Consider the following 13,848-nt stretch of genomic DNA (forward strand, 5'->3'; position numbering starts at 1 on the left):
GGCCACCCTTCCGCTCCGAGGTCCGGATCGCCAGCGTCGGTTCGCCAGCCGACGCCTGCGCTTCGCGAACGAACGCGTCAGTGCAGCCGGAACGCCCGGGTCGCGCCCGCCGCCGGCAGGTCGAAGGCCGCCTGGCCGAACGGCGGCGGTCCGAACCGGCCACGGGCGTCGTTCGAGAAGCCGTAGGCCTCGCGCGGCAGGCCGATCGGCCACAGGGTCAGGTCGCCGTTTCCGTCCGTGTCGTGGAAGGCCGCGACCGCATAGCGGCCTGGCGCCAGGCCGGTGATCGTCAGCGAGGTGACCGCGCCGGTGCGCGCGACCATGCGGCTCGCGACCGGGCCTTCGCCGCGGCGGAAGGCGTCGGCATCGCGATAGACGGCGACCGCGATCTGTCCGCCCGTGCCCCGGGTCGACAGGTTCAGGACCAGGTCGGCGGCACTTGCGGCCGAAGCCGAACCGGTGAGAAACATCGCCAAAGCGCCAGCCAGGATTGCCAACTTCATCAAAGCGCCTTTTGGTCTGCGAAAGTCCGATCCACAGTCCACGCGCCGGAGCGCTTCGTCCACCCATGACCGCGACCGCCTCGCCTCCGCGTCCGAAACGCCCGGCCACCCTGGGTCTGCTTCGCGGCATGATCATCGCGGCGGCTGCCGGCGTCGTTCTGGCCCTGACCGGGGCATTCGGCACGGTGCAGATCCCGCTCTCGGTGCGGCTGGCCTATTGGGTGCCGGTCATGCTGGCGGGGGCCCTTTGGGGCCATGTCTGTTCAAGGCTGGTCGACCGGTGGATCGACATGGACGAGAGGCCCTGGATGACGGTGGCGGCTCTGAGCGCCTCGATTACCGGGCCCGTGTCCCTTCTGGTCTGGTTCGTCACCGGCCTGGTCTTCGAGGGCCAGGTCTACCGCCTCGGCGCCCTGCCACTGATGGTGGGACCGGTCCTGACCGTGACGGTGGTGATGAGCGCCATCAATGTCTTTCTCGGCAAGGCCCAGCCGGTCCAGACCCATGCGGCCCCTGTCGGCGCCGCCCCCGCCCGGTTTCCCGACCGCCTGCCGATGAAGCTGCGCGGGGCCGCGATCCGGGCGGTCCAGGCCGAGGATCACTATCTGCGCATCCACACCGACCGGGGCTCGGACCTGATCCTGATGCGGCTGTCCGATGCGCTGGAGGAGCTGGAGGGGCTGGAGGGGTCCCAGACCCACCGCAGCTGGTGGGTGGCAAAGGAGGCGGTGCGCGGCGTGGCCCGGGGCGACGGACGGGCGACCCTGACGCTGGACGGCGGCGTGACCGTGCCGGTCAGCCGCCGCTATGCCCGGGCCCTGCGCGAGGCCGGCTGGTACTGATTTTCGGGCTACCGCGCGGTCGCGCGACTTGAGCCCGTTATCCCCTCCAGGCCCCGTGGAAGCCGGCCGGCAGGGCGACGTCGGCGCGCCATGTCGCCACCGGACCGCCCTCGACCGAGGCCAGGTCGAAGACGTGCAGTTCGGTGACCCCCTCCGCCAGATTGATCGACGGGGCGACCAGCCAGGCGTCGCGTTCGGCGGTGGTTCCGGGCTTCGGCACGAAGACGGCCTCCTCCATGATCTGGTCGTCGCCGAAGCTGAACGCATGGCTTTCACCGCTCTTCCAGTCCTGCACCGCCAGACCGTTGGGCAGGGGCCGACCGCCGCGCTCGCCCGCCACGTGGACGGTCAGGTCGCGTGCGATCCCGGCCCGACGCGGGTCACCCTTGGGGAATTCGGCGGTGACGCCCGATGACGTCATTTCGGCGCGTCCGTTCGGGTGGAGGGTGATCAGCTTCAGCACGCTGGGCTCGCCCGGAACCATGCCCCCACCGGCGACCAGGACGCGGGCGCCCTCGATAGCGAAGGTGGCGTCGCGATTGGCCGCGACGTCGAACCGGATGGTGCCATCGGCCTCTTCCCAGCCGTCGCCGAGGTGGAAGAAGCTGAAGGTCTCGAGTTCGTAGATCCGGGTCGGGGTCAGGTCGGCCTTGTCCACGACCAGAACCTGCGTACCCAGCTCCGGCTTCCAGGCGAACTGGGTCGAATAGGGCATGCCGGGGTGGTCGAAGACCCACGGCTGGAGCACGAAAATCAGGTGACGCTCGGTCGCCGTGAAATCGTGCAGATAGCTGGCGCGCGGCAGGCGCAGGAGCTGGGCGTCGATCAGCGAGCCGTCCCGGTTCAGATGCCAGACGACGGCCTGATCCGCGCTCATGCCGACGTTCCACACCGTGCCGTCCGGGGCAAGGCGCGGGTGGGCCTGGAAGGGCATGCCCTTCAGGTCGTCGCGCAGGGTGACGAACCGTTCGGTGGCCAGGGTGGCGGCGTCCATCTCCAGCGGTGAGCCACCTTCCCACAGGGCCCAGACCTTGTCGCCCGTGACCATGACGGCGGTGTTCGCGGCATTGGCATCGTCGTTCGAACCGATCCGTGCCCGGCTGTCGCCCGCCGTGCCGAAGCCGGGGGTGACGACGGCGTCGATCTCGGTCTCCCAGCGCCGCTTGGGGGTGTCGGCGAAGCGGGCGGCCAGGGTGACGGCCCCGTCGTTCAGGGTGAACGACCGCATCAGGCCGTCGCCGTCAAACCAGTGGGTGGCCGAGCCACCGGGCCGGCGGAACTTGCCCGGGCCGTTGCGGAACAGGGTCCCGTCCAGCCCCGTCGGCGCCCGGCCGTGGACCAGCTGCATGGCGCGCGGCGCGATGTCGCCTTCCAGGTCGGCGGTGGCCAGGGCCCAGGGGGCGGCGACCTCCCGGGCGATCGCCGCGCGGACCCTCTCCGGCGTGGCGACGGCGGCGGACAGGGCGGCGGCGCCCATCAGGAAATGGCGGCGGGAGGGGGTCATGTCGGGTCTCTCCAAAGCAGGGACAACCGGGCTCAAGCAGCAGGCGACCGCGTCGCCTGCGTCAGCCCTCTTCAGGAATGACGATCAGCGGATGCCGATGGTCTGGGTGACGGCGCCATCGACGTTGAACTTCGCACGCTCCCAGGAGGCCGGGCCCATGTTGCCGACCGCGTTGTTGGAGAAGGCATAGGGCTCGACCGGCACGCCGAAGGGGTTGGTGTCCATCCGGCCGTTGCCGTTCACGTCGTGGAAGGCCTTCACCCCGTATTCGCCAGCGGGAAGGCCTTCGAAGGTGACGCTGTGCTCGCCGGCGGCGACGTCGATACGGGCGGAACGGACCGGCTGGCCGCCGCCGTAGGAGGCTTCGTCATACAGGGCGACCATGACCGCGCCGGTGGAGGCGCCGGTGTCGAAGGTCAGGGCGAGGCTGGCCGGATCGGACGCCAGGGCAGGCGCGGCGGCGAGCAGGGCGATAGCGAAGGCGGCGGTGCGGATCATGGTGGCGGTCCTTGAATGAGGGAGGCGACGGGAGAAGCCTCGAGGGGGTCTCGATGTCCCGACCCTCGGCCCGGGCCCGGCGCGCTGCCAGCGGAGTTGCGGCGACGGACGGTCTGGTTTCGCGAATGGCGGCGCGCGTTCGCTCGCGATGCGTGAACGAACACCTGTCGCGATCCTTCTGCGCCAACGGACGGCTGGCGGTCGGCGCGGTTCGGGCGCAGGATGCGGTCCGGGGCTGACCGTCAAACTGGAGACCTGCCGATGACCGCGCGTATCCTCCTTCCGTCCCTCCTTCTCGCCGCCTCCCTGGCGGCCTGCGCCGGGACGCCGCGTTCCATCCCGACCTATGCCGAGGAGCTGGAGCAGCTGACCGCCGACTGCCGCGAACGCGGGGGCATCCTGTCGTCCATCCCCGGCACCCTGACGGGCCGGCCCCAGACCGACTACGCCTGCGAGATCCGCGGCGGGGCCAGCCGCCTGACCCGCCGCAACTAGGCGGTTCTCGCCGGGGCCTTCCTCACCGGGGTCGTTGGGTCAGACCAGACTCCGGAAATTGGAGTCCAGATCGTCCACTGAGTCCCGTCGGGCGTCCGGTCTCGAAAACACTGTCCGCCGGGTCCGGCGAGTCCGGACAGGCCGGGCTGACGGGAGGCGACGCGGATCGGAGTAGTCTACACCCGCCGTCAGGGGCGCCGCATATAAAGCCCTTCGTCAGGGCCGACCGTTGAAATAACGGGCGGAATCCGGGTGTCTGTTGATGGGTATCAGTCGTCTTCGGACGGCGGGACCCAGTCCGGATCGTTGACCGGATACCAGTCGGCCGCGAGGTCGAGCCATTGCGGGTTGGCGTCCTCGATCAGGGCCAGCTTCCAGTCGCGTTTCCAGCCCTTGATCCGTTTCTCCCGCCGGATCGCCTCGACCACCCACTGGTGCTGCTCGTACCAGACCAGCTGTGTGCAGCCCCGGGTCTTCGAATGGCCGTCGAACGTCCCGTTCTTGTGCTTCCACACCCGTGAATGGAGGTTTGACGTCATGCCGACATTGGTCGCGCCGTTGCGTCCGTTCGCCATGATGTAGGTCGCGATAAAGGTGCGATGCGTGCCCATCCGCACAACCTATGCGAACTTTCTTCTTTCGTCATTCCGGGCGAAGGCGCACTTGCGCCGCAGACCCGGAACGAGGCGGCGCCGCAGCGAAGCGCAGGCGAACGGTTTCAGCGAGCCGTGTCCGCGACAGGGTCGCGCTCCCGCGCGCCGCCCTGTTCCGGGTCTCCGCTGCGCTCCGCCCGGAATGACGAAAGGATGTGCGGTTCGTCTTCAGCGTGGTGCGGGCGGAGTCGCCCGCGTTGTCACGCCCTTCCCAAATTCGTTGCGCCTTCCTTTCGTCATTCCGGGCGAAGGCGCATTTGCGCCGCAGACCCGGAACAGGGCGGCGCCGCAGCGAAGCGCAGGCGAAATCCGTCGTCGAGCCGTGTCCGCGACAGGGTCGCGCTCCCGCGCGCCGCCCTGTTCCGGGTCTCCGCTGCGCTGCGCCCGGAATGACGAAAGCAAGGGGGCGAGATCGACCCCGGCTTCCTGATCACCCACAAGATCAAGCGGGAAGACGGCCCGGACGCCTGCACGATGGTCCAGGAAAAGACCGACGGCTGCATCAAGGTCGTCATCAACCCTTAGGCCGAGGACGCCCGGCGGCGAGGAGACCGGAGGCGCATCCTCTGCTGTGCGATGACTATTCTCGCTGCACTTTTGCAGCCCGTTTCTGGCGAGGCGGCACTTGAGCCTTTAGTCGTTCAGTGTTTGGAGCAAGGATTAGCACGCGATGCAGGACTGATTCAGCCGCGTCCAGAAGGGTGTCTAGATCGTCGACGTCAGGCTTCCAGCCGCGATGACTGGCAGCGCTACCAGCGTCAGTCATGACGGTAAGCGTTGCCTTCTCGCTGGTTCCGATCACGCCGGCTGAATGCAGAGCATTGAGCTTTTCCCCAAAGTTCGTGCCTGGGTCAGCGCCTGCTAGTTCGAACGCTCTATCAAGGAGGGAGCGCACGCCCATCGCCGCCAAGGTGCGCATATCGCCGTTGAGAGCTTGGTAGATTTCGTCGAGCAGAGAGACCGCTACCTCATCGGTAATCTCAAAAGTCCACGCAGCACGCTTTCGGCGGTCAAGAGGCGGCCAATAGGTGCGTGTGGGAGTGATGAACGTCTCCCACTCCCCTGTGTTCGGGTCTTGAACGTGGTCCTCATCTTCCGAAAAATAGACATCTCGGCGAATATGAACCTCATCACACCCTCGGCAACGAAGGGTGCTGAAATTGGTGATTTGAAACATCATCGCGTGCTCGTGGTCATCTCTGTGACCGAAGAAAGCGACAACGTCACACTGTCGATCTGGCCCACACTTGGGGCAGGTTGAGCGTTCGACTTCCGGCAGTGGATTAGGTGAAGCTTCGACCACTGCAACAGGCTGGGAAGCCGCGATAGCAGCAGGGGCATCTATCCTTATGAGGCTCCATCCGTCAGGGCTGATGCGTAGGCAGTCTTCCGGCACGAACTCCACAAGATGTTTTTGTTCCATGTAAGCTTGCAGCGTCTCAACCCGATCGCCATCGATCGTGCCAATGACACCAGCCAGCGCCGCATAGTCTGACACCTCTACTGCGGCGAGAGCGTCGTCCTCGGCCCGCTCTGCGAGCCATTTTAGGAAGTTTGAAGTCTGAACTTCCAACGACGGCAATTTGGATTGTGCCAGCTCGTCTAGGTTCGTGCTGTCTACTTGAAACCAGTTGGTTTCCGTGGTGCGAGATCGCACTGCGTGGCTGATGCGCGCGAAAGCACGGTCATCTTCAGCAAGGCGAGAGTGGATCATCGCTCGCGCCGTTCCAGTAATCACGTATGGGCCGCAGCGCGGGCAGCGAATCTGCATGCCATCGCCAGCTGTCCCCGTTTCGGAAGGCGTCGTGCAAATCGGACAAGGCCTAGCCATCAATGCACCCGCGCCTTCCCGATCTCCAGCCCGTCCGTCCCCGCCGACACGGCGATCACCGAGCCGTCCTCCAGCTCTCCGGCCAGCAACTTCTTCGCCATCGGATCGACCAGGTCCTTCTGGATCACCCGCTTCAGCGGGCGCGCGCCGTAGACCGGGTCGTAGCCCTTGTCCGCCAGCCAGGCGAGGGCGCCGTCGTCGATGGACAATGTCAGTCTGCGGTCGGCCATCAGCTTTTCCAGACGCGCCAGCTGGATGCGGACGATACTGCCCATCTGGTCGCGGCCGAGGCGGCGGAACAGGATGATCTCGTCGATGCGGTTCAGGAACTCGGGGCGGAAATGGGCGCGGACGGCGTCCATGACATAGGGGCGGACGGCCTCGACGTCCTCGCCGTCGGCCTGTCCCGCCAGGGCGTCGGAGCCGAGGTTGGAGGTCATGATGAGCAGGGTGTTCTTGAAGTCAACAACCCTCCCTTGCCCGTCGGTCAGGCGGCCGTCGTCGAGCACCTGGAGCAGCACGTTGAAGACGTCGGGGTGGGCCTTTTCGACCTCGTCGAACAGGACGACCTGATAGGGGCGGCGACGCACCGCCTCGGTCAGGGCCCCGCCCTCGTCATAGCCGACATAGCCCGGAGGGGCCCCGATCAGGCGGGAGACGCTGTGCTTCTCCATATATTCCGACATGTCCATGCGGGTGATGGCGGTCTCGTCGTCGAACAGGAAGGCGGCCAGGGCCTTGGTCAGCTCGGTCTTGCCGACGCCGGTGGGGCCGAGGAACAGGAAGGAGCCGAGCGGGCGGTGGGGGTCGTTGAGGCCTGCGCGGGCCCGGCGGACGGCGTCGGCGACGGCTTCCAGCGCCGCGTCCTGACCGACGACGCGGCCGCGCAGGGCGTCCTCCATCGACAGCAGTTTCTCGCGCTCGCCCTCCAGCATCTTGTCGACCGGAACCCCGGTCCAGCGCGAGACGACGGCGGCGATCTGTTCGGCGTCCACGACCTCGGGCGTCAGGGGGGAGGCGGTCTTCTCGTCGGCCTCGGCCTGGGCGAGTTGTTTCTCGATCTGGGGGATCTGGCCGTAGGCGATCTCGGAGGCGCGGCCGAGGTCGCCGTTGCGCTGGGCGGCGGCGAGTTCGGCGCGCAGCCGGTCGAGGGTCTCGCGCAGCTGGGCCCCCTGGCCGACCTTGTCCTTCTCCGCCTTCCAGCGGGCGGTCAGGTCGTCGGACTGGCCTTCGAGGTCGGCGATCTCGTCTTCCAGTTTTTCGAGCCGCTGGACCGAGGCGCCGTCGGTCTCCTTCTTCAGGGCCTCGCGCTCGATCTTCAGCTGGACAAGGCGGCGGTCGATCTCGTCGAGGGATTCCGGCTTGGAATCGACGGCCATGCGGACGCGGCTGCCGGCCTCGTCGATCAGGTCGATGGCCTTGTCGGGCAGGAAGCGGTCGGTGATGTAGCGGTTCGACAGGGTGGCGGCGGCGACGATGGCCGAGTCAGAGATGCGGACCCCGTGGTGGACCTCATACTTCTCCTTCAGGCCGCGCAGGATGGAGACGGTGTCCTCCACCGACGGCTCGTCGACGAAGACGGGCTGGAACCGGCGGGCGAGGGCGGCGTCCTTCTCGACATGCTTGCGGTACTCATCCAGCGTGGTGGCGCCGACGCAGTGCAGCTCGCCGCGCGCCAGGGCGGGCTTGAGCAGGTTGGACGCGTCCATGGCGCCGTCGCCCTTTCCGGCGCCGACCAGGGTGTGCATCTCGTCGATGAACAGGATGATCTGGCCTTCGGCGGCGGTGACCTCGCCCAGCACGGCCTTGAGCCGTTCCTCGAACTCGCCGCGGTATTTCGCCCCGGCGATCAGGGAGCCCATGTCGAGGCTCATGACGGTCTTGTCCTTGAGGCTCTCGGGCACGTCGCCATTGACGATGCGCAGGGCCAGACCCTCGACGATGGCGGTCTTGCCGACGCCGGGCTCGCCGATCAGGACAGGGTTGTTCTTGGTGCGCCGGGCCAGGACCTGGATGGTGCGGCGGATCTCCTCGTCCCGGCCGATGACCGGGTCGATCTTCTGGTCGCGGGCGGCCTGGGTCAGGTCGCGGGCGTAGCGTTTGAGGGCGTCGTAGCCGTCCTCGGCGGCGGCGGAGTCGGCGGTCTTGCCCTTGCGGACATCGGCGACGGCGGCGTCGAGCTTGTCGGCCGTGACCCCGGCGGATTTCAGGGCGTCGCCGGCGGGGCCGCCCTCACGCGCGACGGCGGCGAGGATTCGTTCGGTGGTGACGAAGGCGTCGCCGCTCTTCTTCGCGGCGGCCTCGGCGGCGGCGAAGACGCGGGCGGTGGCGCCGTCGAGATAGAGCTGGCTGTTGGCGCTCTCGACCTGGGGGCGTTTCTTGAGCAGGGCCTCGGCGGCCTCTGACGCCTTCGCCGGGTCGCCGCCGGCGGCAGTGATCAGGTTGCGGGCCAGACCGTCGCGCTCCTCCAGCAGCACCTTCAGCAGGTGTTCGGGGGCGAACTGCTGATGCTTGCGGGCCAGGGCCAGCGATTGCGCGGACTGGACCGCCTGTTTGGCGCGGTCGGAATAGAGATCGAGGTTCACGGGCATCCCCTGAAGGCGGAATCCGCCGACGCGCCCTCTGATGCAAGCAACGCGCCGTGCGGCTGCTGATCAGGTGGGCGTGGCGACGGGGCCACACAAGGGGCCGGTCTGAACCGGCGGGATCACCCGCCGGTGGTCGGGGCCGAGAAGTCGAACTGTTCAGGTCGCCGCTGGCCGCCGCCGAAATTCCAGGTCAGGCCGATGAAGGCCGCGCGACCCCCGAACAGCTGCTCCGTGCGGTCGGTGAAGGTCGGGGTGGCGATGGTCGTGGTGGCCCCGAAATCGTCGAACGCGTCCCTCACCGTCACATTGAGAGACCAGGAGGCACTGAGTTTGCGGCGATAGCCGAGGTTGACGAGGGTCGACTGTTCGCGGGAGCCCTGGGCCAGCAGCTGCTCGCCGCCCCAGACGCCCGACACCTGGATGAAATCCGCCTGCGTCGGGGTCCAGTTCACGGTCAGGCGGCCGGAGACGCTTTCACCTTCGCTGTCGACGGTGCCGACGACGCCCGCGGCATCGATCTGCTGGCGGAAGAGGTTGAGGCTGGCATTGTAGCGCAGGGTCGGATGCAGCGCCCCGCTGGCCACCAATTCGAGGCCCGTCGAGTTGCTGGCCCCGAGATTTTCGGGCCGGGTCAGGAAGACACCGCCGCCCAGATCGGTCGTGACCTGGGTGAAGGCGTCGCGCGTGTCACGGTAATAGAGGGTGGCCTGGTAGAAGGTCTGCTGCTGGCGATAGCCCCAGATCAGCTCCAGTGCGTCCGTCTCCTGCGGCAGCAGGTCGGGATTGCCGGAGCGGCGGTTCAGAGTGTCCTGATAGGTCAGGAAGGGGTTGAGATCGCCCGGTGCGGGGCGCTGGATCCGGCGACCGTAGCTGGCCCGCAGGGTCCGGGTGTCGTCCAGCTGGTACGAAACGTTCAGGGTCGGATAGGCGCGGAAATAGTCCTGCGACGACCGGAGGCTGGTGGTGACCTGGTTCAGCTCGAGATCGGCCTGCTCGAGGCGCAGGCCGAACTGGGCCGTCAGCTTCTCTCCGAAAGGCCGTTCATAGGTGGCGTAGAGGGCGTGGACCGTCTGATCGACGTGAAACTCGTTGGAGACCGTGGGGTCGGGGACCAGGGTCGTCGGCGACGGGCCGCGCGCGAAGGCGTTGTCCAGCTCCAGCATGATGGCCTGACCCTCGTAGCCGAGCCGCAGCTTGGCCCCGTTGGCCATCGGCCGCACATAGGCGCTGGTGAATCCGATCTGGTCCTGGCGGGTCCGGTTGTCGACCAGTTCGTTGAACGGGGCGGCCACGGGGATCAGCTGGTCGGCGAAGGTCGCAAAGCCGAAGCTGAAGCGGTTGCGGTCGTAGCGAAGCTCGTTGGACCATTCATGGCCCTGGTTGTCGAAGCGGCGCAGGACGCGGGTCGTGGCCCCGGAGAACTGGCCCTGGAAACCCCCACCCGCGGCGCGACGGTAGGCCGAGGCGATCCCGCCGCCGGCCGAATCGGCCTCGTACAGGTCGATGGCGTCGGCAAAGCTGTCGACGTCGGTGTGGCGAACCTCGCCGACCAGCTGGGTCCCGGCGTCCAGATTGTGCTCCACCGACAGGCGGACGAAGGCGCTGTCGGAATCACCCTCGACATTCTGTGTCTGGCGAGCCTCGAGAAACCGGCCGGAGCCGGCGTCGAACCGCGTCCGCAGACGGGTAAGTTCCTGCAGGAAGGCGTCGTGGCGCAGGCCGACGTCGGCCGACAGGGTAGTGTCGCCGTTCACGTGGGCGACACTACCGCCGAGGTTGTAGCGCCCGCTGTCGCCGACGTTGGCACGCATCGAGCCGGTCGTGGTCTGTCCGGGGCGGACCGTCGTCGGCTTGGAGATCAGATTGATGACCCCGCCCGAGCCCTCGGGGCTGTAGGCGGCGGACGGATTGGTCAGGATTTCGATGCGGGCATACTGGGCGGCGGGAATCTGCTGCACCAGCTGGCCGCGACTGGGACCGTTGAACTGGCTGGCGGGACGCCCGTCGACCAGGATGGTGACGTTGGAATCGCCGCGCAGGCTGACATTGCCGTCCGGATCGACCTCGACCGAGGGGATGTTGCGCAGGGCTTCGGCCAGCGTCCCGGTCGCGGCCTGCAGGTCGTCGGCCAGGCTGTAGCTGGTTCCCTCGCTCGAGGTCCGGATGTCAGTCTGGCGGGCGGTGACGACGATGTCGCCCACGTCGGAGGCGGGTTCCTGGCTCTCGGTCGGGGCGGGCGTCGGTGCCGGGGATTGGGGGGCGGGCCGCGCCTGGGCCGGAGTCCGGGCCGGGGTCTGGGCCTGCGCCACGGCGGTCCCGGCGGTGGCGGTTATGGCGGCGCCGACGAGAAGAAACAGTTTGAAGGAGGTCATGCCCCGGACTCCGGTTGCAGGGTGCGCTGACCGCGCCCGTCAAGGGTCCTTGACTATCAGTGCGGTCCGTTCCGTCAAGCGTCCTTGACCCAGAATTCCGCCACCTTACGGCGAATTAACATGAGGGCGGATCGTCCATGGTGTGCCGAAAGGGCGGCTCGGCAGATCGTGATCGTCTCGACGCGGCCGGGAAGGCGGAGCAGGGTGGGGCTTGCCTCTATGGATGACCATGCTTCACGACCTGTCGCCCATCGACCCGTCCGTGCTTCTGCCCTTCCTCGTGGCGGTGTCGCTGATTGAACTGACCCCCGGTCCGAACATGGGCTGGCTGGCGCTGGTTTCTGCGGGACAGGGGCGGACGGGCGGGTTCGCGGCCGTGGCCGGGGTGACCCTGGGGCTGGCGGTCTGGATGGTCGCGGCGGCGTTCGGCCTGACCTCCGTCCTGCTGGCCTTTCCGTGGCTGTATCAGGGGGTACGCTGGGCGGGGGTGGTCTTCATGCTGTGGCTGGCGTGGGAGGCCTGGGCGGGGGCGGGCAGGGTGACCCTGGAACCGGCCGGTGATCCGGAGAAGCTGCGCGGGCTGTTCCTGCGGGGACTGACGGGGAATCTGCTGAACCCCAAGGCGGCCGTCTTCTATGTCGCCCTGTTGCCGACCTTCATCCGGCCGGACCACGGTGCGCCGCTGGTCCAGGCGCTGACGCTGGGCGGGCTCCATCTGGGAGTCAGCATCATGGTGCATTCGCTGATCGTCCTTGGCGCAGCCACGGCCGGCGGCGTCATGATGCGACGGATGCAGGGGCTGTGGGCCGGCCGGACGATGGCGGTCGGCATCGGAGCCGTGGCGATCTGGATGGCCTGGGCGACCCGGGGGTGACGTCGCGGTGCCCGCGCGATAGCGTCCGCCCGCCCCTTCCGGAGAGTTCCATGTCGCTGCGCCTGACCCGCCGTTCCGCCCTGTTCGCCTCGGCCGGGGCCGCCGCCGTCCCCTCTGTCGGGTGGGCGCAGGCCGCCAATGACGATGAGGGGCTGGCCGAGGCGATCGACGCCTATGTGAAATCGGCCATGGCGGCCTGGCCCGACCAGCCGGCGCTCGGGGTGGCGGTGGTCAGGGACGGCCAGACGGTTCTGGCTCGTGGCTATGGCGTCAAGGCAATGGGCCAGCCGGACCGGGCCGACGAGCACACATTGTTCGCCATCGCCTCCAACTCCAAGAACGTCACCGCCGCCTGCCTGGCCATTCTGGTCGACGAAGGGAAGGTGAAGTGGGACGAGCCGGTGAAGACCTATCTGCCCGGCTTCACCCTGTCGGACCCCTATATCGGGGAGCATATCACGGTGCGCGACACCCTCAGCCACCGGGCGGGCTTCGGCCTCGGCGCCGGAGACCTGCTGTTCTGGCCCAACTCGAACCGGAGCCGCGCCGAGGTGCTGGCCCGGGTGCCGTTCGTGCCGATCGAGGACGGGTTCCGGGCCAACTATCACTACTGCAACCTGATGTTCGTGGTGGCCGGGGCTGTGCTGGAGGCGGTCTCCGGGATGACGTGGGAAGCCTTCGTCCAGACCCGGATCTTCGACCGGCTGGGCATGGGCGATAGCGTGCCCATGGCCAGTCTGGCGGACCCGGCCAAATCGGCCCTGCCGCACGCCCGGGTCGGACCGCCGCTGCGCTATCAGGGGCCGATGACGAAGATCGCCGACAGTATCGTCGGCATCTGGGACTGGGATTCGGCCGCCGCCGCCGGGGGTATCTGCGCCTCGGCCGCCGACTGGGCGAAATGGATGATCCTGCGGCTCAACATGGGCGCCCTGCCGGACGGGACGCGGCTGTTCACCGAGGCGCGGGCGACCGAGATGTGGCGGCCCAACATCATCGTTTCGGGCACGCCGGGACCGACGGCGGAGCTGCCGGGCCGGGCGATCGCCTCGACCTACGCCATGGGCCATCAGGTGCAGGACTATCGCGGCGAGCGGATCGTCAGCCATGGCGGCGGATCGCCGGGCGGCAACTCGTTCACCGTCATGATCCCGGGCCGGAAGGCGGGGGTGTCGGTGTTCTCGAACGCCGAGGAGAATTTCCTGCTGCGGACGCTGCGAAGCGGCCTGGTCGACATCATCATGGGCAAGACCGGGTTCGGCTGGATTGCGGATTCGAAGGCGCTGGAGGCGAAGGGGATCGAGGCGTCCCTGAAGGCGGCCGCCGAAATCGATGCCAAACAGGCGGCCGGTGCCCCGCCGTCCGTGCCCCTGTCAGCCTTCGTCGGGACCTGGCGCGACCCCTGGTACGGCGACATCACGATCGAGGCGCGCGACGTGACCCTGTGGCTGAGGTTCACCCACAATCCGGCGCTGCAGGGCGAGCTGGAGCCCTATGACGGCGACACATTGCGCACCCGCTTCCCCGACAAGCGCGAGGAGGACGCCTTCGTCACCTTCGAGATCGTGGACGGGAAGCCGGTGCGGGCGACGGTCAAGGGCGTGAGCCCCGACATCGACTTCAGCTACGACTATCAGAACCTGAAATTGACGAAGGTCTAGGCTGGAGCCTCTCTCTCCCCCCTCGGG

At 67.8% G+C, this 13,848-nt stretch carries 11 protein-coding genes; 4 read left to right on the top strand and 7 right to left on the bottom strand.

All coding sequences use genetic code 11. The features are described 5' to 3' along the window. Positions 1–77: 77 nt before the first annotated feature. On the bottom strand, positions 78–503 hold the full coding sequence (locus ACW18A_RS16225) for a DUF2141 domain-containing protein (protein WP_492022737.1): 426 nt from the start codon (positions 501–503) through the stop codon (positions 78–80). A gap of 65 nt (positions 504–568) precedes the next feature. On the opposite strand from ACW18A_RS16225, the gene ACW18A_RS16230 reads away from it, so the two are divergent. Next, complete coding sequence (locus ACW18A_RS16230) at positions 569–1,345, top strand: LytTR family DNA-binding domain-containing protein (protein WP_492022738.1); 777 nt, start codon at positions 569–571, stop codon at positions 1,343–1,345. Positions 1,346–1,382: 37 nt separating this feature from the next. Here the strand turns inward: ACW18A_RS16230 and ACW18A_RS16235 are convergent, their stop codons facing one another. Together ACW18A_RS16235 and ACW18A_RS16240 are read right to left on the bottom strand one after the other, a co-directional pair. Further along, entirely contained in the window at positions 1,383–2,849 is a 1,467-nt protein-coding gene (locus ACW18A_RS16235; RefSeq protein WP_492022739.1) for a carotenoid oxygenase family protein, read from the bottom strand. A gap of 84 nt (positions 2,850–2,933) precedes the next feature. Continuing rightward, positions 2,934–3,347 (bottom strand): DUF2141 domain-containing protein, encoded by a 414-nt coding sequence (locus tag ACW18A_RS16240; protein ID WP_492022740.1) that lies wholly within the window; start codon positions 3,345–3,347, stop codon positions 2,934–2,936. Between the two features lie 261 nt (positions 3,348–3,608). Between ACW18A_RS16240 and ACW18A_RS16245 the strand changes: the two genes are divergently transcribed. Beyond that, a complete protein-coding gene (locus ACW18A_RS16245) occupies positions 3,609–3,842 on the top strand; it encodes a hypothetical protein (protein WP_492022741.1) in 234 nt (77 codons plus the stop codon). Positions 3,843–4,111: 269 nt separating this feature from the next. Here the strand turns inward: ACW18A_RS16245 and ACW18A_RS16250 are convergent, their stop codons facing one another. From ACW18A_RS16250 to ACW18A_RS16265, 4 genes are all read right to left on the bottom strand, one after another. Then, positions 4,112–4,453 carry a GIY-YIG nuclease family protein gene (locus ACW18A_RS16250; RefSeq protein ID WP_492022742.1) on the bottom strand — a complete coding sequence of 114 codons (342 nt, stop codon included), beginning with the start codon at positions 4,451–4,453 and terminating at the stop codon, positions 4,112–4,114. A 622-nt stretch (positions 4,454–5,075) separates the two neighbouring features. Further along, positions 5,076–6,266: a DUF4145 domain-containing protein gene (locus ACW18A_RS16255; protein ID WP_492022743.1), complete on the bottom strand. Its 1,191-nt coding sequence runs from the start codon at positions 6,264–6,266 to the stop codon at positions 5,076–5,078. A gap of 59 nt (positions 6,267–6,325) precedes the next feature. Beyond that, positions 6,326–8,911: an ATP-dependent chaperone ClpB gene (gene clpB / locus ACW18A_RS16260; RefSeq protein ID WP_492022744.1), complete on the bottom strand. Its 2,586-nt coding sequence runs from the start codon at positions 8,909–8,911 to the stop codon at positions 6,326–6,328. A gap of 122 nt (positions 8,912–9,033) precedes the next feature. Beyond that, complete coding sequence (locus ACW18A_RS16265) at positions 9,034–11,286, bottom strand: TonB-dependent receptor domain-containing protein (RefSeq protein WP_492022745.1); 2,253 nt, start codon at positions 11,284–11,286, stop codon at positions 9,034–9,036. Positions 11,287–11,509: 223 nt separating this feature from the next. On the opposite strand from ACW18A_RS16265, the gene ACW18A_RS16270 reads away from it, so the two are divergent. Next, positions 11,510–12,160, top strand: a complete 651-nt coding sequence (locus ACW18A_RS16270; RefSeq protein WP_492022746.1) for a LysE family translocator — start codon at positions 11,510–11,512, stop codon at positions 12,158–12,160. A gap of 50 nt (positions 12,161–12,210) precedes the next feature. Then, complete coding sequence (locus tag ACW18A_RS16275) at positions 12,211–13,821, top strand: serine hydrolase (RefSeq protein ID WP_492022747.1); 1,611 nt, start codon at positions 12,211–12,213, stop codon at positions 13,819–13,821. Positions 13,822–13,848 lie beyond the last annotated feature (27 nt).

It is taken from the genome of Brevundimonas sp. AVps5 (assembly GCF_058681515.1).

Bases quoted from the DNA above. Each gene is read 5' to 3' on its own strand.
- ACW18A_RS16250 (WP_492022742.1), bottom strand. From the start codon at position 4,453: ATGGGCACGCATCGCACCTTTATCGCGACCTACATCATGGCGAACGGA.
- ACW18A_RS16240 (WP_492022740.1), bottom strand. From the start codon at position 3,347: ATGATCCGCACCGCCGCCTTCGCTATCGCCCTGCTCGCCGCCGCGCCT.
- ACW18A_RS16275 (WP_492022747.1), top strand. From the start codon at position 12,211: ATGTCGCTGCGCCTGACCCGCCGTTCCGCCCTGTTCGCCTCGGCCGGG.
- ACW18A_RS16235 (WP_492022739.1), bottom strand. From the start codon at position 2,849: ATGACCCCCTCCCGCCGCCATTTCCTGATGGGCGCCGCCGCCCTGTCC.
- ACW18A_RS16255 (WP_492022743.1), bottom strand. From the start codon at position 6,266: ATGCAGATTCGCTGCCCGCGCTGCGGCCCATACGTGATTACTGGAACG.
- ACW18A_RS16245 (WP_492022741.1), top strand. From the start codon at position 3,609: ATGACCGCGCGTATCCTCCTTCCGTCCCTCCTTCTCGCCGCCTCCCTG.
- ACW18A_RS16265 (WP_492022745.1), bottom strand. From the start codon at position 11,286: ATGACCTCCTTCAAACTGTTTCTTCTCGTCGGCGCCGCCATAACCGCC.
- ACW18A_RS16270 (WP_492022746.1), top strand. From the start codon at position 11,510: ATGACCATGCTTCACGACCTGTCGCCCATCGACCCGTCCGTGCTTCTG.
- ACW18A_RS16230 (WP_492022738.1), top strand. From the start codon at position 569: ATGACCGCGACCGCCTCGCCTCCGCGTCCGAAACGCCCGGCCACCCTG.
- ACW18A_RS16225 (WP_492022737.1), bottom strand. From the start codon at position 503: ATGAAGTTGGCAATCCTGGCTGGCGCTTTGGCGATGTTTCTCACCGGT.